The sequence below is a fragment of the Geomonas anaerohicana genome (assembly GCF_016458305.1).
Lineage (GTDB): Bacteria > Desulfobacterota > Desulfuromonadia > Geobacterales > Geobacteraceae > Geomonas > Geomonas anaerohicana.
The window spans coordinates 1-22,067 of record NZ_JAEMHL010000004.1 but is presented as its reverse complement, the minus strand read 5'-3'; the positions used below and the strand labels follow the sequence as shown (position 1 = coordinate 22,067).

Annotated in this window: 18 protein-coding genes; 9 read left to right on the top strand and 9 right to left on the bottom strand. The window is 62.2% G+C overall.

The window, feature by feature from the left end; genetic code table 11:
- Nucleotides 1-16: 16 nt before the first annotated feature.
- From JFN91_RS09195 to JFN91_RS09170, 6 genes are all read right to left on the bottom strand, one after another.
- Entirely contained in the window at nt 17-643 is a 627-nt protein-coding gene (locus JFN91_RS09195; protein ID WP_199388922.1) for a LysE family translocator, read from the bottom strand.
- A gap of 295 nt (nt 644-938) precedes the next feature.
- Complete coding sequence (gene accD / locus JFN91_RS09190; protein WP_199388921.1) at nt 939-1,790, bottom strand: acetyl-CoA carboxylase, carboxyltransferase subunit beta; 852 nt, start codon at nt 1,788-1,790, stop codon at nt 939-941.
- Nucleotides 1,791-1,931: 141 nt separating this feature from the next.
- Nucleotides 1,932-2,729 carry a tryptophan synthase subunit alpha gene (trpA, locus tag JFN91_RS09185; RefSeq protein WP_199388920.1) on the bottom strand — a complete coding sequence of 266 codons (798 nt, stop codon included), beginning with the start codon at nt 2,727-2,729 and terminating at the stop codon, nt 1,932-1,934.
- A 345-nt stretch (nt 2,730-3,074) separates the two neighbouring features.
- Nucleotides 3,075-5,279, bottom strand: coding sequence for a methyl-accepting chemotaxis protein (locus JFN91_RS09180; RefSeq protein ID WP_199388919.1), 2,205 nt, complete (start codon nt 5,277-5,279; stop codon nt 3,075-3,077).
- 4 nt (nt 5,280-5,283) lie between these two features.
- Nucleotides 5,284-5,643, bottom strand: a complete 360-nt coding sequence (locus tag JFN91_RS09175) for a cytochrome C (protein WP_199388918.1) — start codon at nt 5,641-5,643, stop codon at nt 5,284-5,286.
- 62 nt (nt 5,644-5,705) lie between these two features.
- Nucleotides 5,706-7,010, bottom strand: a complete 1,305-nt coding sequence (locus JFN91_RS09170; RefSeq protein ID WP_199388917.1) for a cytochrome C — start codon at nt 7,008-7,010, stop codon at nt 5,706-5,708.
- Between the two features lie 245 nt (nt 7,011-7,255).
- Here JFN91_RS09170 and JFN91_RS09165 point away from each other — a divergent pair, with 245 nt between their 5' ends.
- The 3 genes from JFN91_RS09165 (at nt 7,256) to JFN91_RS09155 (ending at nt 9,928) form a co-directional block, all read left to right on the top strand.
- The gene (locus JFN91_RS09165; protein ID WP_199388916.1) at nt 7,256-9,094 is read left to right on the top strand and encodes a cytochrome C; all 1,839 of its coding nucleotides are present in this window, start codon (nt 7,256-7,258) and stop codon (nt 9,092-9,094) included.
- A 9-nt stretch (nt 9,095-9,103) separates the two neighbouring features.
- A complete protein-coding gene (locus JFN91_RS09160) occupies nt 9,104-9,634 on the top strand; it encodes an epoxyqueuosine reductase QueH (protein ID WP_199388915.1) in 531 nt (176 codons plus the stop codon).
- Between the two features lie 81 nt (nt 9,635-9,715).
- Nucleotides 9,716-9,928, top strand: a complete 213-nt coding sequence (locus JFN91_RS09155) for a DUF2905 domain-containing protein (protein WP_199388914.1) — start codon at nt 9,716-9,718, stop codon at nt 9,926-9,928.
- Between the two features lie 108 nt (nt 9,929-10,036).
- Here the strand turns inward: JFN91_RS09155 and hpnI are convergent, their stop codons facing one another.
- The 3 genes from hpnI to JFN91_RS09140 form a co-directional block, all read right to left on the bottom strand.
- Entirely contained in the window at nt 10,037-11,233 is a 1,197-nt protein-coding gene (gene hpnI / locus JFN91_RS09150) for a bacteriohopanetetrol glucosamine biosynthesis glycosyltransferase HpnI (protein ID WP_199388913.1), read from the bottom strand.
- Nucleotides 11,233-11,799 (bottom strand): tRNA (mnm(5)s(2)U34)-methyltransferase, encoded by a 567-nt coding sequence (locus JFN91_RS09145; RefSeq protein ID WP_199388912.1) that lies wholly within the window; start codon nt 11,797-11,799, stop codon nt 11,233-11,235. The genes hpnI and JFN91_RS09145 overlap by 1 nt, the downstream gene beginning before the upstream one ends.
- 315 nt (nt 11,800-12,114) lie before the next feature.
- Entirely contained in the window at nt 12,115-14,763 is a 2,649-nt protein-coding gene (locus tag JFN91_RS09140; protein ID WP_199388911.1) for an MMPL family transporter, read from the bottom strand.
- 231 nt (nt 14,764-14,994) lie between these two features.
- On the opposite strand from JFN91_RS09140, the gene shc reads away from it, so the two are divergent.
- The 6 genes from shc (at nt 14,995) to JFN91_RS09110 (ending at nt 21,930) form a co-directional block, all read left to right on the top strand.
- Nucleotides 14,995-17,037 (top strand): squalene--hopene cyclase, encoded by a 2,043-nt coding sequence (gene shc, locus JFN91_RS09135; RefSeq protein WP_199388910.1) that lies wholly within the window; start codon nt 14,995-14,997, stop codon nt 17,035-17,037.
- A gap of 9 nt (nt 17,038-17,046) precedes the next feature.
- Complete coding sequence (gene hpnA / locus JFN91_RS09130; protein ID WP_199388909.1) at nt 17,047-18,039, top strand: hopanoid-associated sugar epimerase; 993 nt, start codon at nt 17,047-17,049, stop codon at nt 18,037-18,039.
- A gap of 70 nt (nt 18,040-18,109) precedes the next feature.
- Nucleotides 18,110-20,017: a 1-deoxy-D-xylulose-5-phosphate synthase gene (gene dxs / locus JFN91_RS09125; RefSeq protein WP_199388908.1), complete on the top strand. Its 1,908-nt coding sequence runs from the start codon at nt 18,110-18,112 to the stop codon at nt 20,015-20,017.
- Between the two features lie 124 nt (nt 20,018-20,141).
- Nucleotides 20,142-21,140: an adenosyl-hopene transferase HpnH gene (gene hpnH, locus JFN91_RS09120; RefSeq protein ID WP_199388907.1), complete on the top strand. Its 999-nt coding sequence runs from the start codon at nt 20,142-20,144 to the stop codon at nt 21,138-21,140.
- Between the two features lie 186 nt (nt 21,141-21,326).
- Nucleotides 21,327-21,605: a type II toxin-antitoxin system RelE family toxin gene (locus JFN91_RS09115; protein ID WP_199388906.1), complete on the top strand. Its 279-nt coding sequence runs from the start codon at nt 21,327-21,329 to the stop codon at nt 21,603-21,605.
- Complete coding sequence (locus tag JFN91_RS09110) at nt 21,574-21,930, top strand: helix-turn-helix domain-containing protein (protein WP_199388905.1); 357 nt, start codon at nt 21,574-21,576, stop codon at nt 21,928-21,930. Before JFN91_RS09115 ends, JFN91_RS09110 begins: the two co-directional genes overlap by 32 nt.
- The last annotated feature ends 137 nt before the right edge of the window (nt 21,931-22,067 follow it).

The following is a 22,067-nucleotide window of genomic DNA, read 5'->3' as shown; positions in this document are numbered from 1 at the left end:
AATCCCGGTCGCCGGGTTACCGCTCGGGCCACGCCAGGCGCAGCCCCAGGCCGATCAGGATGCATCCCGCCCCCTGCCCGATCCGGTTCCCGGCACCGGCGCTGCGGTTCAGCCAGCGCCCGATCTCGCCCGACAAGAGTGCGACCACGCCAAAGCCGAGCATGGTGAGCACGACAAAGGTGCTACCAAGGATCAGCATCTGCATGGGAACGCCGCCGCGGGCACGGTCCACGAACTGCGGGAAGAAGGCGAGGAAGAAGAGAGCCACCTTGGGGTTCATGATGTTGGCCAGGATGCTCTGCCGGAAGATGACCCGGCACGACAGTTCCCCCGCCGCCCCCTCTTGAACAAAGGAAGACTTGCTGCGCAGCATCTTGAAACCGATGTACATGAGATAAGCAGCCCCGGCATACCTGACGCAGGCGAAGGCGGTGGCGGAGGAGGTGATCAGGGCGGAGAGGCCGACGATGGCGAAGAAGGTGTGGGCGAAGTTGCCGATTGCGAAACCTGCTGCCGCGGCGAGCCCGGCCTTTCTCCCTTGCGCCACACCACGGGTCATCACGTAGATGATGTCCGGGCCGGGGGTGAAGATGAGCACGGTCGAGGTGAGAGCGAACAGGGCCAGTTGGGAAAGGGAAACCATGGGAACTCCGGGACAGACTAGATTAAATAAAGATTGAGAGAAAGATTTGAATGCGACTTGAACTCGTTCCCAAGGTCCGCCTTGGGAACGCAATGCCTCTCCGAAGCTCCAGCTTCTCTCGGATGCAAAGCTGGAGCTTTGCGCGCCGTATTGGGTTCCCAAGCTGAAGCTTGGGAACCAGGAAGGTGAAGGCGTAGGCCCCTAAAAAGAAAGGTTAAGACAGCAAAGGAATCATCTTCACTGTCTTAACCTTTCACATCCCAATTAAGTCTTAATCTTAATCTTAGTCTTAGTCTTAAGCCGCCTTGTAGAGCATCTTGAGGATGCTGGAGAGCTGCGACTTCATCTTGGAACGCTCCACGATGACGTCCACCATGCCGTGGTCGAGCAGGTACTCGGAGCGCTGGAAGCCCTGGGGGAGCTTCTGGCGGATGGTCTGCTCGATGACGCGGGGACCGGCAAAGCCGATCAGCGCCTTGGGCTCGGCCATGTTGATGTCCCCCAGCATCGCGAAGCTCGCGGTGACGCCGCCGGTGGTCGGGTCGGTCAGGATGGAGACGAAAGGAAGCCCCGCCTCGCGCAGTTTGGCCAGTGCCGCCGAGGTCTTCGCCATCTGCATGAGCGACAGGATGCTCTCCTGCATCCTGGCGCCGCCGGAGGCGGAAACGATGATGCACGGGGTGCCCTGCTCCAGGGCGCGCTCGATGCCGCGGGTGATCTTTTCGCCGACCACGCTACCCATGGAACCGCCCATGAAGGAGAAGTCGAAGACGCAGATCTGCACCGGGGTGCCTTCGATCTTGCCGGAACCGCAGACGATGGCGTCCTTGCTGCCGCCCTTGGCCAGCGCCTGGTCGATGCGATCCTGGTAGCTCTTGCTGTCCTTGAATTCGAGGAAGTCGACGGAAACCATGCCGGCGTCGAACTCGGTGAAGGTCCCCTCGTCGATGAGCAGCTCGATCCGCTTCTTGGTGGAGACGCGGTAGTGATGGCCGCACTTCGGGCAGACGTTCAGGTTGTTCTCGATGTCCTTTGTATAGATGGTCTCGCCGCAGCTGACGCACTTCGTCCAGAGCCCTTCCGGAACCTTTACCTTGTGCTCCCCAGCCTTCGCCATCGGCGGATTATCCCTTTTGAACCAAGCCATATGTGCCCTCTTTTGGGGGAATGCCCCAAGCTGTTTTATTAAGACGTAAATCAGCGCTGATTCTTAGCAGATCGAACCTGCTATGTCAAACAAAACGGTATGACATCGCGGCTAAACAGCTGAAAGTAAAACCGATTATTTCTACCCCTGCAGCACCCCTTGTTTTAAAGCGGAGACGAAGGCAGAGACTTCATTGAGCAGTTCCTTGCCCTGGTACTTCTCGAAATACTTGACCAGGGCGCTTCCCACCACCACGCCGTCGGCGACCCGCGCCACCTGGCCGGCCTGCTCCGGGGTGGAGATGCCGAAGCCCACCACGAGCGGCAGGTCCAGCGCGTTGCGCACTTCGGTGACGCGATCGGCAAGCGTATCGGCGACCGCGGTCCTCGCGCCGGTGACGCCGGTGACGGAGACGTAGTAGATGAATCCGGAGCCCTGGCGGGCCACGGAATCCACGCGCGAGGCGTCCGAGGTGGGAGTCAGCAGGAAGATCAGGTCCAAACCGCAGCGGTCGGTGTGCTCCTTGAGTTCCGCCGCCTCCTCGGGGGGAAGATCGACCACCAGCAGGGCATCCACGCCGGCCTTGGCGGCATCGCAGGCGAAACGCTCGGCGCCGTAAGCGAAGATCGGGTTGAAGTATCCCATGAGGACGATGGGGATCTGGGTCCGGGTGCGGAGGCGGGTCACCAGCTCCAGGATTCCCGGCAGGGTCGTGCCCGCCGCCAGTGCGCGATCGGAGGAAAGCTGGATGGTCGGTCCGTCCGCCATGGGATCGGAGAAGGGAACCCCCAGTTCGATCAGGTCGGCGCCCGCCTGCTCCAGTGCCAAGACGACCTGCTCCGTGCTGGCGAGGTCGGGGTCGCCGGCCGTGACGAACGTCACCAGTGCCTTTTCCCCGCGGGTTTTCAATGCTGCGAATCTATCGGCAATCCTGCTCATAACAACTCCTTAACAACCGTTCTACGTTCTACGTTCTACGTAAAACCCAAAACGTAAAACGTGAAACGTCGCCATTACGTCCCCCCCTTTGCGAAGGGGGGACAGGGGGGATTTAGCCGCGGCAGCCACCCCATCCTGCGCTGCAAGTGGGGACTGGCTCAGCCAGGTGCCTGCCCCTCACTGCTTGCGGAAGTCGGCTGAGCCGAAAGGAGCGCCCCGCTAGAGGGACAGGCACCTCACGGAGCCAGTCCCTTCTGCCAAGCCGGCCTCCCCTTATAACAAAAAAAGTCCCCCTCGGGGAGAGGGGGATTTGGTCGGTACTGCAAAAAAGGGCTGGGCCGCGTGCTAGATCTTGAATGCGTCCATTTCCTGCTTCAGCATCTCGGTCTGGCGGAACAGCTTGTAGACGGCTTCGTCCATGACGCGGGTCGCCTCGAGGTTGGCATCGGTGGCCTGCTGGATGTCCTCAACGGACATGACGATCTGCTCGGAACCGCGGGTCTGCTCGTCGCAGGCGCGCTTGATGTGGCGGATCATCTCGGTGATGCTCTCGGTGGACTGGGCGATCAGGTTGCCCACCTTGTTCTGCTCGCGGGTGGAGGAAAGCACCTGGGAGGTCAGGCTCTTCATGTTCTCGACCGCCGCCATGATCAGCTCGCTCCCCTGCCCCTGCTCCCGGGTCGCCTTGGCGATCTGGGCCACCATCTCGGAGACCTGCTCCATGGCCTCGCGGATCATCTGGCTTCCCTTGGCCTGCTCGACCGTGGTGCGCGCGATCTCGCTCACCTGGGCGGTCGCCTCGGTGACGCCGACCACGATCTTGTTGAGCGCCTCGCCCGATTTCTGCGACAGCAGTTCGCCGTCGGCGATGGAGCGCTCCGCCTGGTCGATGGCCTCGACTGCGCGCTGGGTTTCCTCCTGCACGCCACGGATCACCAGGGATATCTCGCGGGTGGAACTGGAGGTACGCTCTGCCAGTTCCTTGATCTCATCGGCCACCACGGCGAAGCCCTTGCCGTGCTCGCCGGCCTGGGCCGCGATGATGGCGGCGTTCAAGGCCAGGAGGTTGGTCTGCTCGGCCACCTCGTCGATGACGGAGAGGATGTCGCCGATGTCTGCGGCCCGCTCGGAGAGGGTGGCGACGACCTCGCTGGTGATCAGGGAGGCGCGCTTGATCTCCTGCATGCCGTTGATCACGGCGTCGACCGCCTCGCGGCCGGTCTCGGCGTCGATACGGACCGCCTTGGAGATGGCTGCGGTCTCGTTGGCGTTTCTTTCCACCTGCTTGATGGAGCTGTCCATCTCCATCACCGAGGAGGCGGTGGCGGTGGATACTTCCATCAGGCTCACGACGCCGTTGCCGACCTGCTTGATGGATGCCCCCATCTCGACGATGGACGAACTGACCTCGTTCACCGACAGGGCCAGGTTTTCCATGTTCTGCACCACCTCTTCGACGCTGGAGGCCATCTCCAGGATCGACGAGGAGCTTTCGGATGCGGAGATGGAGAGGGAGTCGACCCCCTGGGCCACCCCCTTCACCGAGGTGTTGATCTGCACGATGGCAGCCGAGGTCTTGGAAACGCTCTCCGCCTGGGTCTTGGCGGAGCCGACCACGGAATGGGAGGCCTTGGCCATGGTGTCGGAAATACCGGCCAGCTCATTGGAGGAGCGGGAAACCTTGCCGATCATCCCGGAGAGCTTGCCGACCATCTCGTTGAAGTCGCTCCCCAGCTTGCCGATCTCGTCGTGGCTCCCCATCTCGACCCGTGCGGTAAGATCGCCCTCCGATCCCTTGTCGACGGCCTCGGCCATCACCGAGAGGCGGGAAACGATGTTGCGCGTAATGAGCAGGCCCAGCAGGATGGCCAGGGCCACCGCCACCAGGATGACGGCGGCGAAGGTGATCCCTGCCGATTTCTGGATGTCGCCGACCTGCTTGTTGGCATCCGTCATCCGGTTGCCGACCTCGACCAGGATGTCGTCCAGGGCCTCCTTGGCCTTGTCGTTGGCGGTCGCGATGTCCTCGTTGGCAAGCTGGTTCAGCCGCTGATCGGCCAGGGCGTCCTTGGCCGCCTGGCTGATGGCCCCGGTCGGGACCCCCTTCATGAGCGTCTGCTTGCGCGCGATCAGCTCGTCGGCGACCTTCTCGAAGTCGGCCCAGCTCACCAGGAACTGGCGGGTCCTCTTCTCGACCACGCTCCCCTTGGCCACCGGGAGCACGCCCAGCTTCTTGTTCCCTTCCAGGATGATCTGGGCCTGACTAAGCAGGGTGTCCCGCTTCATCTGGTAGTCGTCGATGTACTCCTGGAGCTTCTCCGGGTCGTTGGGAACCAGGGCCGCCTGCATCAGGCTCACGTGGCAGTACTTCTGGGTCACTCCCATGAGGAGCACCAGCTTTTGCTGCTTGGCGAGCTGCTCGAGGATGTTCTGGATCTGGCCGCCGACCCTCTTGATGTTGAGGGCGCCGAAACCGCCGGTGAAGGCGACCAACAAGGCCATGATCAGGAAGGACCCGATCAGGCGGGTACGCAAGGTCAGGTCTTTCATTTAATTACTTCTCCGCTTCAGAGAGGAGGTAGTTCATCAGGTCCACGGAGGCCTTCACCTCGGCCTTGTTCATGTTGGAGTCCGGCTTTCTCAGCATCTTGATGCCGTACGCCTTGGTGGCGTTGCGGTCGAAAGGCTGGCCGGAGATGGGCGCAACGCCGGTCTGGATGGCGACGATGGTGCGCTCCAGGGTGTGACATTTCACGCACTTCACGCGCATGATCTCGTAGTTGGCTTTCATGGCCGGCGGGAACCCGGACGGGTCGAGACGCATGGCGTCGCCTTTGCCGACGACCCTGAGACCGGCATGGGCGGTGGCAGCGGTTGCTGCGACAAGGAGCATGGTAACCAGGAGCTTCTTCATAGTACGTCCTCCAAATTTTGTCGGCGGCGGCCGCCGCCGTTTGGGCATGTCCGGGCCGTCAGCTACATGCTGAAGGCGATGGAAGCAAAGGCGATGTTGCCGGTTCCTTCCGGGGCAATGCTGTGTGTGTATTCAAGCGACATGCGCACGTTCTGCAGCGGAGCGTAGGCGATAGCCGGGGTCAGACGTTTGATGGTGCCGTCGCCGGCGTTCACGTACTCGTAGCGGAAGAGCGGGACGACGTTCACCGGCGCCCCCAGGTAGTACTCGGCCTCGAGGGTGTAGGCCTTGCTGTCGACGGGCGCCTTGAAGACCCCGAATTCCGGGTTGGAATCGCGACCGAAGCTGCCGCTTCCCTTGAGGTGCAGCCGCTGGTAAAGGATGTCGGCCTCGGCGCCGATCCTTCTGAAGCTGTTCAGGTTCTGCGCGACGCCGTTGGCGTTGAACTCGCCGTTTTGCCCCCAGTAGCCGAAGGCGCCCAGGGTAACGCTCAGGTAATCCCACAGGCTGTCCTTCTCCAGGTCGACTTCCGGCTCCTGCCCCTTGAAATCGGTCCCGCCGATCTTCAAGGAGATGTGCCCGTAGCCGTCTTCCCGGTCCTGACCGTTGCGGTCAACGACCCCCCCGGCGACGAAGAGTCGGTTACCCAGCAGGGCGTTCAGCTCCACTCCGTCCTCGGTGGCATCGCTGCTGAAGGGGGAGGCGCCGACCCGGTAGGTGGTGGACGCATAGGACGGCACCGGCAGGATGCGGTTGCTTTTCTTCCACAGCGAAAGCTTCGGCTCGAAACGCCCCACCTTCACGTTGACCGGGGAGCCGAGGGCCTGGCGCCAGACCAGGAACAACTCGTCCAGGTCGGGGTCGTTGCTGGGAGGAACGTTGGTGTTGTTGGCGGGGTTGGTGAGCGAGGAGGCCCGCTGCATCCCCTGGGAGTAGAGGTTGTAGGTGGCGAAGAAACCGAACAGGTCGCGGAAGGAGCCGCCGGCCTGCAGCGTGATCGACCTGGTGGAAAGGTCGAGCTTGTTGCCGTCCACGGCATCCTCGTCATAGGCGAGGTCGGCGCTCGCGGTAAGCGAGAGCGGTATCTGCTGGGGCAGGCCGGAGATGATGGACCATTCGTTGCCCGGCTCGGCAGCCTTGGCGGCCCCCTTCGCCGCATCCTTCTTGTGAGGGTAAACGTAGCCGTTTTTCAGGAAAGCGTCGCCGAACTCGTTGAGCTCGGGGTAGACGGTGTGACAGGTGGAACATTCGGTCTTGTGCTGCCGGCTGAAAGCCGGGATGGCGTTGGCCGTGCCCGGGGCCAGCAGAGGGGCACAGGAGACACCGAGAAGGAACATGACCGCTACAGTATTCTTTTTGAGAAACATTTTCGTCCTCCTACACTGCAATCAGCGATAAAATTAGATTTTATTAATACTATTAGCGCGTCTCAATCCCTCGCCAAATGCGTACTTGACGCAATTGGACTGATGATTAATACAATATTGCAGAAGTGAAGTCAACTTAACAAAAAGCGCATTGCGGCCGCTGTGAGCTAACACTCATTTTTCTCTACTTTTTTGCTGTAGAAAATGCTATAAGATAGCGTCTCAAATCTCAGGGAGGGCCTGCTATGCTGCTAAAAAGCCTTGTTTTCCTCATTCTCACTACGCTCCTCGTGGCGGGGTGCGGAGGTGGTTCCGCCAACAATGCCACTGGAGTCTCGAAGCTGGCCCAGTCCCAGAAGTGCATGGACGCAAGCTGTCATGCGGGCTCCGTCTCGCCGGGCACCGGCGCGCTGATCGTGCAGGAGTGGATGAATTCCACGCACAACACCCAAAACGGAGCGGGATGCGCCGACTGCCACGAGCCCCACCCCGGCCATCCGGAGTCATGTTCGAAATGTCACGGCGGAGGCAGCGGCGTCGCGACGCAGAATCCCGATGCCTCGCAGAAGTGCAACAAGTGCCACGGGCTCTCCCACCCCAACGACATCCAGGTCAGGCTCGCGCCGCAGCACTTCGGCAACATGACCGCGAGCATCAACAACAGCACCTACCGCGCCTCGTACCTGAGCTCCAATTACATCGGCAACTGCCGCAAATGTCATAACCCTCACGACCCGACCACGGCGATGGCAGCCAACGCCGAGTGGGCCGAGTCCGGTCACGGCGACGTCCTCTCCGGCGCGAGGACCCGCTACGAGTTCAAGACCCGCGGCAGCTACGTGCCGTACAACCTGACCTATGAGTACTACTGCGTCCGTTGCCACACCTCCACCGGCTATATCAACTTCGTGACCAGCGGCTTCACCGACGTGAGACCTTTCGCTGGTCCGGGATACGCGGTGGTGCAGAACGCCCCGGTCAAGGTAGCAGCCGGCGCCGCGCAGCCTGCCGACGCCCCGTCGCCGGACAAGACCAAGGAAGTTACCGCCTGCAACGTCTGCCACGACAACGGAGCCGGCCGGGCCTACAACTGGGCCACCCGCGCGGTGGGCGTGTACCGCGGCTATTACAACTTCTCGTCCTCCAACAGCTCGCCCACGGTGAAGCTCAACAACAAGGTCACCGTCTATCCCAACGTCAACGATTCCAATGTCTGCATCCCCTGCCACTCCGGCCGCGCCATCGGCTCCATGATCTACGACGCGCAGGCTGCCGGCATGGACTTCAGCAACACCAACACACCGAGCGCCCACGATCGTGCCGCCGCCACCCTGGTCTTCCGCACCGGCGGGTACGAGTTCGCCGGCAGGAACTATGTCCCGGCCAGGTTCCTCCACAACAGGATCGGCGTGGCCAACGAGCACGGCACCGGCAACGCCGGCCCCTGCGCGACCTGCCACATGAAGACTGCCACGCCGCACGGTTTCCAGCCGGTAGTGAGGGACAGCGCCGGCAAGATTTCCTCCATCGCCAGCACGGCGTGTGCCCACTGCCACACCGGTGACCCGCTGCAGCTTACTCCTGCCGTCCTGCAGGCCAAGAAGGATGGGTACGCCGCGGCCATGGCCATGCTGAACGTCCTCAAGACGGATTCCACGCTGCCGGTCGACCCGCTCAACCCGTCGCGTTCCAAGGTGCGTCCGCTGGCCAACAAGAACTCCGACTACAACGCAGCCTTCCCCGGCGGCGGTGCCAACACCATGGGTGCCTTCTTCAACGCGAGCCTGCTGCAAAACGAGCCGTGTGCTTTCGCGCACAACCCGCAGTACACCAAGCGGCTCATCTACGACTCCATCGACTGGCTGAACAACGGCGTGCTCGACAACGACGTCGAAGCAGCCATCAACAACGCGACCCTGGCTGTGAACAGCAGCACCGGAAAAGTCTCCCTCAGCAACCCCATCATGGGAGGCAACTACATTGCGGCGCAGGCTCCCGGCGTCGCCTACGCGCAGACTTTCCTCGACGTCAAGGCGGCCGCCATCAACTGGCTGTTGGGCGGCCCCGGCGGAGGACGCCCGTAAGGGAAGAGCATGAAGATACTGCTGCACATATGCTGCGCGCCCTGTGCCATCTACCCGGTCAAGGAGCTGAGATCCGCCGGGCTGGATGTCACGGGGCTCTTCTTCAACCACAACATCCACCCGTACACCGAGTACAAGCTGCGTATGGAGGCGCTACAGACCTACGCCAAGCTGGTGGAGTTGGAGGTGCACTACCGGGAGGAATACCTGCTGGAGGAGTTTCTTACCAACGTGGCCGGCGAGCCCCAGGGGCGCTGCGCCTACTGCTACCGCTCCCGCCTCGAGGAGGCCGCCCGCAGCGCGGCCGAGATGGGTTTCAAGAGGTTCACCTCCACCCTGCTCTACAGCCGGTACCAGAACCAGCAGATGATCCGTGAGTTCGGGGTCAAACTTGGCGAGCGCTACGGCGTGGAATTCCACTACGAGGATTTCCGTACCGGCTGGCAGGAGGGGATCAACCTTTCCAAGGAGATGGGGCTGTATCGCCAGAAGTACTGCGGCTGCATCTACAGCGAGAAAGAGCGCTACGTCAGGAAGTAACTGAGCCAGGCGAAATGTATGAAGGGGACTGGCTCCGCAGGTGCCTGTCCCCTTTTTCATGCAAGACAACAAAGGACACCCATGCCATCCTTCGGCAAATCCCTCATCATCCTGGGCCTGATCATCGCCGCCGTCGGCGCGCTCTTCACCCTCGCCGGGAAGATCCCGTGGTTGGGGCGGCTCCCCGGTGACATCTACGTGAAGAAGGAGAACTTCACCTTCTACTTCCCGCTTGCCACCAGCATCATCATCTCGCTGCTACTCTCCCTCATCCTCTGGCTCTTCCGCAGATGAGGGCTCCGCAGGGGGTGGGCGAATGATTATTCGCCCCTACAGTCCCCGATCTTCCCGGAGCTTCATAACGGCGCGTCCCGCAGCACAAGGTTGATCCCGCTCGGAGGACTAGGTCGAACCGGCGTCCCCCCCTTTGCGAAGGGGGGACAGGGGGGATTTGCCTTGTTCTCCCACCGGCACAATCTTCCCTCCCCTCTCCAAGAGGAACAGATCCCCGCGCCAGCGCACCCGGTTGCCGATCAGCGACAGCCCCCACACCCCGAAGGACAGCCCATCCCTAAACGGCAAAAGCCACAGCCAGCGCGGCAGCAGCCGATCCTTAACCAGCAACTGGCTGTACATCGTGCAAACAAGCGATCGCACCAGGTACAGCAACGCCGCGGCACCCCACCCCGCCGCAGAGAACCCCGAGACGAGCAGCGCAAGCACCGCCCCGGGGAAGGGCAGCGTGACCCCCGAAGCGAGATACCCTCCGGGGCGGGAGACGCGCATGGTGCGCCCCCAGCGTAGTTGCCGCGACAGCAGCTCGGAAAGCTTCTCGTCGCCGCGCATCATGCTCTCCACGAAATACGGCGAGAGCTCCAGCCGGTAGCCGGCCCTGTGGATCATGTTGCCCAGTTGGTAATCGTCGGCGAGGTAATCTACCAGCGCCTCGAATCCCCCGATCTGTTCCAGCGCCTCCCGGCGCACCGCCATCGACGCCCCCAGGGCGAAGGAAAGCCCTTCCAGTTTCAACGCCGTCATCACGTTGGGCATCATCTCGCAGCAAAAGCCCATGGCCTCGATGGCGCAGCCGGTCCCCTGTACCTCGGAGCTGCGGTACAGCGACGTCACCAGCCCGACCTTGGGGTCTGCAAAGGGGGCACAGACCTGGCGCAGGTACTGCTCCCCTACCCGGATGTCGCTGTCGCAGACCACCAGCAGGGGGTGCTTCGCGCGGGCGTAGGCATGCATCAGGTTGCAAACCTTGTAGTTCGCGCCGTGAACGGCGGGATCGACCACCAGCTCGATGTCGGTCTCCGGATAGGCCGTCATCAGCTGCCTGATCACGGGAATGACGGGGTCTTCGGGCGAGGCGACCGCGAAGACGATCTGGTAGCAGGGGTAGTCCTGGCGGCAGAACGAGGCGAAGTTCTCGAAGCTGTCGCCGTCCAGCCCCCGGACCGGCTTCAGGATGGAGACCGGCGGCGCGTGGTCGGCGAGGGGGGCAGGCGCGGCGAAGAAGCTGCGGCCGCAGTAGAGCGTGATTCCGGCGTAGGCCAGGGCGGGTGCGACGGCAAGAAACGGGAGTGCTTCGCGCAGCATCAGCGGATCCTTTCGATCAGCACCAGGTACGGTGCCGTGTCGGGGCGGTTCAGTTGCCGGTGCCGCCAGACGTTGCACCGGCCCGGGTGCAGGGCGGCAGCCCAGCCTTCGACCGCGGCCGCTTCCTCGGGGCCGCCGGCGTGACCGGTGTAGAGGGCGATGGTGATGATACCGCCCGGCGCGAGCAGTTGCGCCGTCTGCTCAAGGGCGGAGACGGTATTGCCAGGGTCGGTAATAAGGGTGGTGTCGCCTCCGGGAAGGTAGCCCAGGTTGAACGCGGCCGCCGTGATCCCGTGCGGCACGAACTCGGCAACCCGCTCGTGCCCCGCCTCGACGAGCCGCGCCTGTGCCAGCCGTCCTTCCCGTTCAAGGAGTTCGCGCGTGGCCGCGATGGCGCGCGGCTGGACGTCGAAGGCCCAGACGGTCCCCTCCTCCCCGACCAGTTGCGCGAGCAGGAGGGTATCGAGACCGTTGCCGCAGGTCGCGTCCAGCACCGTGTCACCCGGGCGTACCCGCTCCCTGAGGAAGTAGTGCGACAGCGGCACCGCCCCGCGCAGCGTTTCCATCCTTTACTCCTTTGATCTCGTTCCCAAGGTCCGCCTTGGGAACGCAAAGCCCCGAAGCTCCAACTTCCCTCGGATGCAAAGCTGGAGCTTTGCGCCATATGGGGTTCCCAAGCTGGAGCTTGGGAACCAGGAACGTATACACCCCCCTCGCCCTCCCGGGAGAGGGGCAGGGGTGAGGGCGTTGCCAGTGGCAACGTCTCCTCAACGTCTAGTTCCTGTAGGGGCGAATGATTATTCGCCCCTACAGTTGATGTTCTCCGCCCTTTGTTTTCTCAGATGTCCTCAGATTTTCTCCGTGGCCGATGGTTCTTGTTGTTATTTCTTCGCCGTCAGGTTCAGCACCGCCGGCAGCGTGACCATGAAGGCGATCTGGCAGGCGACCATGCCCAGCGACATCACCGCACCGATACTGAACACCCCCTGGTGCCGCGCCACCATGAGCGCCCCGAAGCTGGCCATAATGGTGAGCGTGTTCAGCAGTACCCCGACGCCGGTGGAGCTGAGAATCACGCCCGCCGCGCTCCCCTCCTCGCGCCGATACCGGTTGATGATGTAGATCCCCGAATCGACCGCGATCCCCAGGACCAGCGGCAGCACGATGATGTTGGCGGAGTTGAAGCTGATGCCGAAGAGCCACATGCCGCTCACCATGAAGAGCAGCCCCACCAGCAGCGGAACCAGCCCGATGAGCGCGAACTTCAGGCTGCGGAACGCGAACAGGAGAATCCCCACGATAGCAACGAAGGCGTAGATGAAGGCGAGGCGATAGGAGTCGCGCATGATGGTCATGGACTCGTAGACCATCACCGGTTCTCCGGTCGCGTGCGGGTCGACAGTTCTCACCTCGTCGATGAAGGTCTTGAGCGGCTCGCGGTTGAAGATCTCCCCCTTGGGGGCCACCTGCAGCATCAGCTTGCCGGTCTTGCCCACGAAACGGGAACGCAGCTCCTTGGGGACATCGGCCTCGGTTACCGGCCTGGCCGCGAGACTCTGCTTCAAAAGTTCGATCTTTGCCGGCAGCTCCTTGAACATCCCGCCTTGGAAATCCTGGAGCATCCCCACCGCGTTCTTGTCCTTCTCCTTTTCCAGCCCGGCGAAGAACTTGTCCAGGGTCGCCACGAAGGAGGCAGCCTGCTTCGCCTCCGGGCGCCGCTCCCGCTCCAGCCGCTCCTTGAGCGCCACCGCAGCGTTTCTGAACGCCTCGAAGACCTTGGGCAGCTCCATGAGCGAGAGGCTTTCCTCGTAGGGGGCGGGCTTCACGTCGGCAAGCTCATGTTGCAGCGCGGCCAGTTCGGCGAGCTTCTCCTGCTGATGGTCCGGCACCAGCGTGTTCAGGCTCACCACGTGGTCCACGCTCGGCAGCCGTTCCAGCCTGGCCGTCTTCGCCTGGGCGTCCGCGGCATTATCGGCCATCACCACCGCAAAGTAGCCGCTGTTCTCCTTGCTTCTCATCAGCTTATAGGCGTAGGTGACCGACTCCAGCCCCTTGGCCTGAAGGTTCATCAGGTTGTAGTCAAACGAGATCCTCGAGAGGGGATAGAGCGAGGCGACGCACAGCACCAGGGTCAGGCCGATGACCAGCTTGGGACGGCCGAAGAGCAGCCGGGACAGCACCCCGTGCTCGCTCAGGCGCGCCGTCGTGGCGCGGGTGCGGGTCTTGCGGTAGCGGGCCAGCAGCACCAGCAAAGCAGGCAGCACGGTGAAGGTGACCATGACGCAGATGACGACGCCGCCGGCGGCTATGATCCCCAGTTCTGCGATGCCGCGGAAGTCGGTGAACACGAAGGTGAGGAAAGCGGCGGCGACGGTGGCCGCGGCCATGACGATGGCCCAGACGTTCCTGGTCACCCCCGTTTCCAGCGCAATCATTTCCCCCGCCCCCAGGCGCAGTTCCTCCTGGTAGCGCAGCACCACCTGGATGCCGTACTCGATGCCGATGCCGATCAGCATGACGGCAAAGACCATGGAGAGAATGTTCAGATGCCCGACCGCGACGGTGGCGAACCCGAAAGAGAGGGAGATGGCGACCAGCAGCGAAACCACGGCGGCAAAGACGTTGAGCACCCCGCGGAAGGCAAAGAGAAGCAGGACCACCGTCAGTACCAGGGAAACCACCGTCGCCAGGGTGATGTCCTTCTCGCTGGTGGTCATCTCCTCGTGCTCGAGGACCGGGGTCCCGGTGAGCCCGACGCTGATGCCCTTGTATGCCGGCAGGGCCTTCAGTCGGGCCACCTCGGCGCGGACCACCGCTATCGCCGCCTTGGCCGGGACGAATCCCGCCATGTCCCGAACCGGGAGCGCGGTCAGTATCTGCTGCCGACCGGCCCGGGCGAAGGAGGAATCGGGATTCATGAAGACGCTTTCCATCGAGGGGACACTCCCCTTCCCGGTCCCGAAGCTGGTGAAGCCGGCGCCCAGTTTGTCGAGCATGAACATGATGCCCGGCAGCTGTTTCTCGTCACCGGCCAGGTAGCGATCGATGCTTCCGGTCATGTAGGTGAAGAGGGTCTGGACCGAGGGTGAGGCGGAGAGCGCCCGCAAGGCGGGGGCCGCCAGGGTCAGGTTGCGGCGCAGCTCCTTTATGTCGTCCAAAGACATGAACAACAGGCCGTTGTCGCGGAAAAACGGGAGTGCAAAGGGATAGAAGACGTCGGAGAAATGCCCCTTGTCCTTTGCCAGCGCGTCGCGCAGACGGGTGCCGAACTCTCCCACCTTGTCGGCATCCTGTCCCTCGATCACCACCACGATATCCTCCATGCTGCCGAACTCGGCACGGAAGGCGCGGTAGTCGCGGTTGAAGGAGGTGTTCTGCGGCATCAGGTCGTCGCGCCCGGTGAGAAACTCCATGCGCTGCGCCGTGAGCCAGATGGAAAGAACGGAGAACAGCAGCGCCAGGGTCAGCACCAGCCAGGGGCGCCGCGCGGCGAGGGAGAACAGGATGCTCGTTTTTGGGGCTTCATTCATAGGATCATTGACCTTTTTGGCATAAAAAATTAAGCCCCTGCAACCTAGCACACACAGGCGCCACAATCAACAGCACCGAGCAAATCCCTGTTTTCATTAAGAAAAAAAAGGAGCGTAAGGAAAAAACAGTGTACCTTTTGTCAAATACATGGTAGATTTCGAACCTTGTAACTATGAGTAAAGCAGCTACACTGGGTTAATCTGCACCAATCCGGCAGAAAGGAGTATGTGGTGACGTCCCCCTTCAAACACCCCATATCACATGCACTCACCTCATTCAACGGCACCGTTAGTGAGCCGGAGTTGAACGTCGAACACAAGGCAGGGGCAACGGTTCATCAGTTCCCCCCCGCTCTTTGGAAGAGTAAGCCGGGCAAGGTAAAGAGCCCTCTCGATCTCGCCATTGAAGGAAGCCGCGACTTCTTCTTCCGTGAACAGCTCCCCAAAGGTTATTGGTGGGCCGAGCTCGAATCGAATGTCACCATCACCGCAGAATATATAATGCTGCTCCACTTCCTCGGGCTGGTTGATCACGAGCGCGAGCGCAAGATGAGCAACTACCTCCTCTCCAAGCAGACCGAGGAGGGCTTCTGGACCATCTACTACGGCGGCCCGGGCGACCTTTCCACCACCATCGAAGCCTACTTCGCGCTGAAGCTCGCCGGCTACCCCGCCGAGCACCCGGCGCTGGAGAAGGCGCGCGCCTTCATCCTCTCCAAGGGGGGGGTGATCAAGTCCCGCGTCTTCACCAAGATCTTCCTGGCGCTTTTCGGCGAGTTCGACTGGCTCGGCGTCCCCAGCATGCCGGTGGAGCTGAACCTCCTCCCCAACTGGGCCTACATCAACATCTACGAGTTCTCCAGTTGGGCCCGGGCTACCATCATCCCGCTCTCCATCGTGATGTACAAGCGCCCGGTGCACAAGCTCCCCCCCGCGCGGCGGGTGCAGGAACTGTTCGTGCGGCCGCCGCGCGCCATCGACTACACCTTCACCAAGGAAGAAGGCATCTTCACCTGGAAAAACTTCTTCATCGGCCTGGACCACATGCTCAAGGTGTACGAGAGGAGCCCCATCCGCCCCCTGCACAAGCGGGCCATGGCCAAGGCCGAGGAGTGGGTGCTTGAGCACCAGGAGGAGTCGGGTGACTGGGGCGGCATCCAGCCGGCCATGCTGAACGCGGTGCTGGCGCTGAGCGTCCTTGGCTACGACAACGAGCACCCGGCGGTGGCCCAGGGGCTTAAGGCGCTGGAGCACTTCTGCATCGAGACCGACGAGCAGTTGGTGCTGCAGTCGTGTGTCTCGCCGGTGTGGGACACGGCCCTCGCCCTCAAGGCACTGGTCGATGCGGGCGTGCCGTCCGATCATCCCTCGCTGGTTAAAGGCGCACAGTGGCTTTTGGAGCGCGAGGTGAGAAGGCCCGGGGATTGGAAGATCAAGTCACCCGACCTCGAGCCGGGCGGCTGGGCCTTCGAATTCCTGAACGACTGGTATCCCGACGTCGACGACTCCGGTTTCGTCATGATCGCCCTGAAGGGGATCGAGGTGAAGGACCGCAAGGCGATGAACGAGGCCGTCAAGAGGGGCATCAACTGGTGCCTGGGGATGCAGAGCAAAAACGGCGGCTGGGGCGCCTTCGACAAGGACAACACCAGGCACATCCTGAACAAGATCCCCTTCGCCGACCTGGAGGCGCTCATCGACCCGCCCACCGCCGACCTCACGGGGCGGATGCTGGAGCTGATGGGGACCTTCGGCTATCCCATCACCTATCCGGCCGCGCAGCGCGCCCTGGAGTTCCTGAAAAAGAACCAGGAGCCGGAAGGACCCTGGTGGGGGCGCTGGGGGGTCAACTACCTCTACGGCACCTGGAGCGTGCTCTGCGGCCTTGCCGCCATCGGTGAGGACATGGAGCAGCCCTACATCAAGAAGGCGGTCAACTGGATCAAGTCGCGCCAGAACATCGACGGCGGCTGGGGGGAGACCTGCGAGTCCTATCACGACGCCACCCTGGCCGGGATGGGAGAGAGCACGGCATCGCAGACCGGCTGGGCGCTCCTGGGGCTCATGGCCGCCGGCGAGGCGCACTCCTCCACCGTGGTGCGCGGCGTCCAGTACCTGATATCGACCCAGAAGCAGGACGGCACCTGGGACGAGACGCAGTACACCGGGACCGGGTTCCCGAAGTACTTCATGATCAAGTACCACATCTACCGCAACTGCTTCCCGCTCATGGCGCTGGGGACCTACCGTGCCCTCACCGGCGCGGCGGAGTAGCGGCCGGTCATGAAAGCGTTCGTCACCGGGGCCACCGGTTTCATCGGCGCGAGCATCGTGCGCGAGCTCCTCAAGGATGGGGCACAGGTACGCGTGCTGGTGCGCCCCGGCTCGGACCGGCGCAACCTGGCCGGACTCGACCTGGAACTGCACGAGGGGGACCTCTCCGAGCGCCAGTCGCTGGTCAAGGCGCTTTCCGGATGTGACCTCCTCTTCCACGCCGCCGCCGACTACCGGCTCTGGACGCGGACACCGCAGGCGATGTACGACGCCAACGTGCTGGGCACCCGCAACATCCTTTCCGCGGCGCTGGCCGCGGACGTCGGCCGCGTGGTCTACACCAGCAGCGTGGGCACCCTGGGCAACCCCGGCGACGGCACTCCCGGCACCGAGGAGACCCCGGTCGACTTCGTGGACATGGTCGGGGATTACAAGAAGAGCAAATTTCTGGCCGAGCGCGCCGCCGAATCCTACCTGGAGAAGGGGCTGCCGCTGGTGATCGTGAACCCGTCCACCCCGGTGGGGCCGATGGACGTGAAGCCGACGCCCACCGGCAAGATCATCGTCGACTTTTTAAACGGCAAGATGCCCGCCTACCTCGACACCGGCTTGAACCTGATCGACGTCGAGGCGTGTGCGCGGGGGCACCTGCTGGCGGCCCAGAAAGGAAAGGTCGGGCAGAAGTACATCCTGGGGAACCGCAACCTGACCATGGCCCAGATATTCGAGATGCTCTCGGCGCTCACGGGGCTCAAGGCGCCGCGGGTGAAGCTCCCCTACTACCCGGTCCTCATGGCGGCCTATGCCAACCATGCCATCTCCGCCGTCACCGGGCGCGAGCCGCTCATCCCGCTGGCCGGCGTGCAGATGGCGAGGAAGTTCATGTATTTTGATTCCGGCAAGGCGCAGGCCGAGCTGGGGTTGCCGCAGGCTCCCGTGGAAGACGCCCTGGAGCGTGCGGTGAAGTGGTTCAAGGACAACGGCTACATTCAGAACCGGTAGCCTTCTCGTTTCAGATGTTCTCCGTGGCCAATGGTTTTGTTTTTTAATCGCAGGGTTCTCAAGGAGATCCATGTACACATTGCTCAGCAAGATAAACGGTCCCGACGACCTGAAGAAGCTGGATGCCGAGGAGCTGGTGCTGCTCGCAGACGAAGTGCGCGGCTTCCTCATGGATACGGTGGCGAAGACCGGCGGACACCTGGCCTCCAACCTGGGTGTGGTCGAGCTCAGCATCGCGCTGCATTACTGTTTCGACTCCCCCAAGGACAACATCGTCTGGGACGTCGGCCACCAGGCCTACACCCACAAGATCCTCACCGGACGCCGCGACAGCTTCCACACCCAGCGCTGCTACAAGGGGATCAGCGGCTTTCCCAAACGCTCCGAGTCCCCCCACGACGCCTTCGGCGCCGGACACTCCTCCACCTCCATCTCGGCCGGGCTCGGCCTCGCCGTCGCCCACACGTTGAAGGGTGACGACGCCCGCGTCATCTCCGTAATCGGGGACGGCTCGCTTACCGGCGGCATGGCCCTGGAGGCGCTGAACCAGGCCGGGCACCTGAAGAAGAACCTGATCGTGGTCCTAAACGACAACGAGATGTCCATCTCGAAAAACGTCGGTGCCCTCTCCTCCTTCATCTCCAGGAAGATGACCGGCTCCTATTACCGGGGGCTGAAGAAGGAGATGGAAGGTCTTCTGGCGGGCATCCCCGCCATCGGCGGCAACATCCTGCACTTCGCCAAGAAGGCGGAGAACTCGCTCAAGGGATTCCTCACCCCGGGGACGCTCTTCGAGGCGCTTGGCTTCGAGTACGTCGGCCCCATCGCCGGACACGACATCCCCACCCTCCTGGGCGTACTGGAGAACGTGAAGCGGCTGGAAGGCCCCATCCTGCTGCACGTCATGACCAAGAAGGGAAAAGGCCACGGCCCGGCCGAGGACATGCCGGACAAGTACCACGGCGTCGCCCCCACCAAGCCCGCCAGCGCCACCCCGAGCAAGCAGGCGCCCCCCTCCTACACCAGCGTCTTCGGCAACACCCTGGTGAAGCTGGGCGAAAAGGACGAGAAGATCCTGGCCATCACCGCTGCCATGCCCGACGGCACCGGACTTACGCCGTTTGCGGAACGCTTCCCGGAGCGCTTCTTCGACGTCGGCATCGCCGAGCAGCACGCCCTGACCTTCGCGGCGGGGCTTGCCGTGGAAGGGTTCCGCCCGGTCGCCGCCATCTACTCGACCTTCACCCAGCGCGCCTACGACCAGGTCTTCCACGACATCTGCCTGCAGAAGCTCCCGGTCACCATGGCCCTGGACCGTGCCGGCCTGGTGGGCGACGACGGCCCGACCCATCACGGCGCCTTCGACCTCTCGTACCTGCGCCACCTCCCCGAACTCACCGTGATGGCGCCCAAGGACGAGAACGAGCTGCAGCACATGCTGAAGACCGCCATCTACTTAGGCCGCCCCGTGTCGCTGCGCTACCCGCGCGGCGCCGGATTCGGCGTGGCCATGGACAAGGAACTGAAGTCGCTCGAAGTCGGCAAGGGGGAACTGCTGGTCGAAGGGACCGACCTGACCCTGGTCGCCGTCGGCTCCACCGTCTACCCCGCGCTGGAAGCCGCCGCCATCCTGAAGCAGAAGGGGATCTTCGCCTCCGTGGTCAACGCGCGCTTCGTGAAACCGCTGGACCGCGACCTGATCCTCGCCGAGGCCGGACGCACCGGCTGTGTCGTGACCGTCGAAGAGAACGCCCTCCTGGGCGGCTTCGGCAGTGCCGTCCTCGAGGCAATGGCGGATTCGGGACTGACCGGGGTGCGGGTGAAGCGGATCGGCATCCCCGACAGCTTCGTCGAGCAGGGAAGCCAGGCCCAACTGCGCGCCGACCTGGGGCTCGACGGCGCCGGCATCGCCGCCACCTGCCAGGCCTTCCTGAAGGGAGCGGGCAGCGTTCATCCGCAACTAACCGTGGTAAAGTAGCAGCGTTTTCGTTACACTCAGGCAGCTAACGCGGGACAGGCTGAAAGCTTCATCTCCTCGGCCTGTCCCGCAGCCGTCTTTATCAGCCGTCAAAACCAAAGAACAGCCGGAAGGATACTCTACAATGCGTTTTCCGATGCGATTGAATTACGATCTCACCCGTTACATCATGGGCAACAAGATGAAGAAGCAGGAGAAGTACCCCCTGGTCCTCATGCTGGAGCCGACCCACCTGTGCAACCTCGCCTGCTCCGGCTGCGGCCGCATCAGGGAGTACGCCGACACCATCCAGGAGATGATGAGCCTTGAGGAGTGCCTGGACTCCGTGGACCAGTGCCCGGCACCGGTGGTCACCATCACCGGCGGCGAACCGTTCCTGTACCCCCACATCTTCGAACTGATCGACGCCGTGCTCAAAAGAGGGAAGCACATCTATCTGTGCACCAACGCCCTGCTCCTTGAGAAGGCGCTGGACACACTGAAGCCGCACCCGAACTTCGTGCTCAACGTCCACCTGGACGGCATGGAGGAGACCCACGACCGCATCCTGGAGCGCCCCGGCACCTTCAAGATCGCCATGTCCGCCATCAAGAAGGCCAAGCAGCTCGGCTTCAGGCTCTGCACCAACACCACCATCTTCAAGGAAACCGACCTGATCGAGATCGAGATGCTCTTCTCGCACCTGAAGGACCTGGGCGTCGACGGCTTCCTGGTCGCTCCCGGCTTCGGCTACGAGGCGGTCGGCGAGAAGCTGTTCCTGGAGCGGCGCGAGATCCAGAAGAAGTTCGAGGCCGTGTACGAGATGAGCAAGCGTTTCCGCTTCTTCTCCACGCCGATGTATCTCAGGTTCCTCAAAGGCGACAAGGAACTCCAGTGCACCCCGTGGGGCAACCCAACCCGGAACCCGCGCGGCTGGAAGGCACCCTGCTACCTCATCACCGACGAGCACTACGGCAGTTTTGCCGAGATGATGGCGAAGACCCAGTGGGACAAGTACGGCGTCGGCAAGGACCCGCGCTGCGCCCAGTGCATGATGCACTGCGGCTTCGAGCCCACCGTCGTCGAAGAGATCGGCAAGAGCTGGAAAGAGATGTGGGAAATGTTCCTGTGGAACCTGACCTAAGATCGGTATCTTTGAAGCGCGAGTAAACAAGAAGGGGCGGCCTATGGCCGCCCCTTCTGCATTTGCACTGTTGCCAGATCCCTTTATAATCCAGAGCGTCCCGCTGCGCACTGTGCTTATTGTCCTATACCGCCCCCGGCTGCCTTCATTTCTACCTTGGGCTTTGATACACAAATAAGGTATATTATGAGCTACACGGTAAGGCTGACTCGGCAAGCAAACAAGCAGAAGGAGAAGTTGCCGGAAAAGGTGAAGGCAGCTCTTCTTTTCCTTTTACACGAGATAGCCAGATGTGGCCCAGTCCGCGGCGACTGGCCGAATTATGGGAAGCTTGGGGCTAAACGACATCACTGTCACATCAAGAAGGGAAAACCTACTTACGTTGCCGTGTGGGAAGAGATAGATGGAGAAGTCCGACTTGTGGAGCTAACTTATGTTGGAACGCACGAAAAAGCACCCTACTGACCAAAAGGCTGAGGCCCGCTTTATAGGCAGCCAGGACAAGATCAGCATGCTCCGGCATTACGCCAAGGAGATCGGTGTGCTTGAGGCAAGCGAGTATGTCACGGTTGAAGAAGCCTATCCGGGCTACGCGGAAAATGCTCAAGGAATGGCTCTAAAAGGTGCACGGCACCGCGAAGGGATGACCCAGCGCCAACTCGCGGAGTTGACCGGGATTCCGCAAAGGCACATTTCAGAGCTCGAAAGTGGCAAGCGGCAGATGGGCAGGGAATGGGCCAGAAAACTGGCGCAGGCGCTTAATGTCACCGACTACAGGGTTCTTTTATAGTCCCAAGAAGAAAAGGGGACAGGCTACTTTTCCTTTTCCAGCAGCCGGACTTAAAAAAGTAGCCTGATAATCATCTAAAGGCACCTCCTGGCATAACAAGAGGCAAAGAAACTTCCTGATATGCTGTTACAGAGACG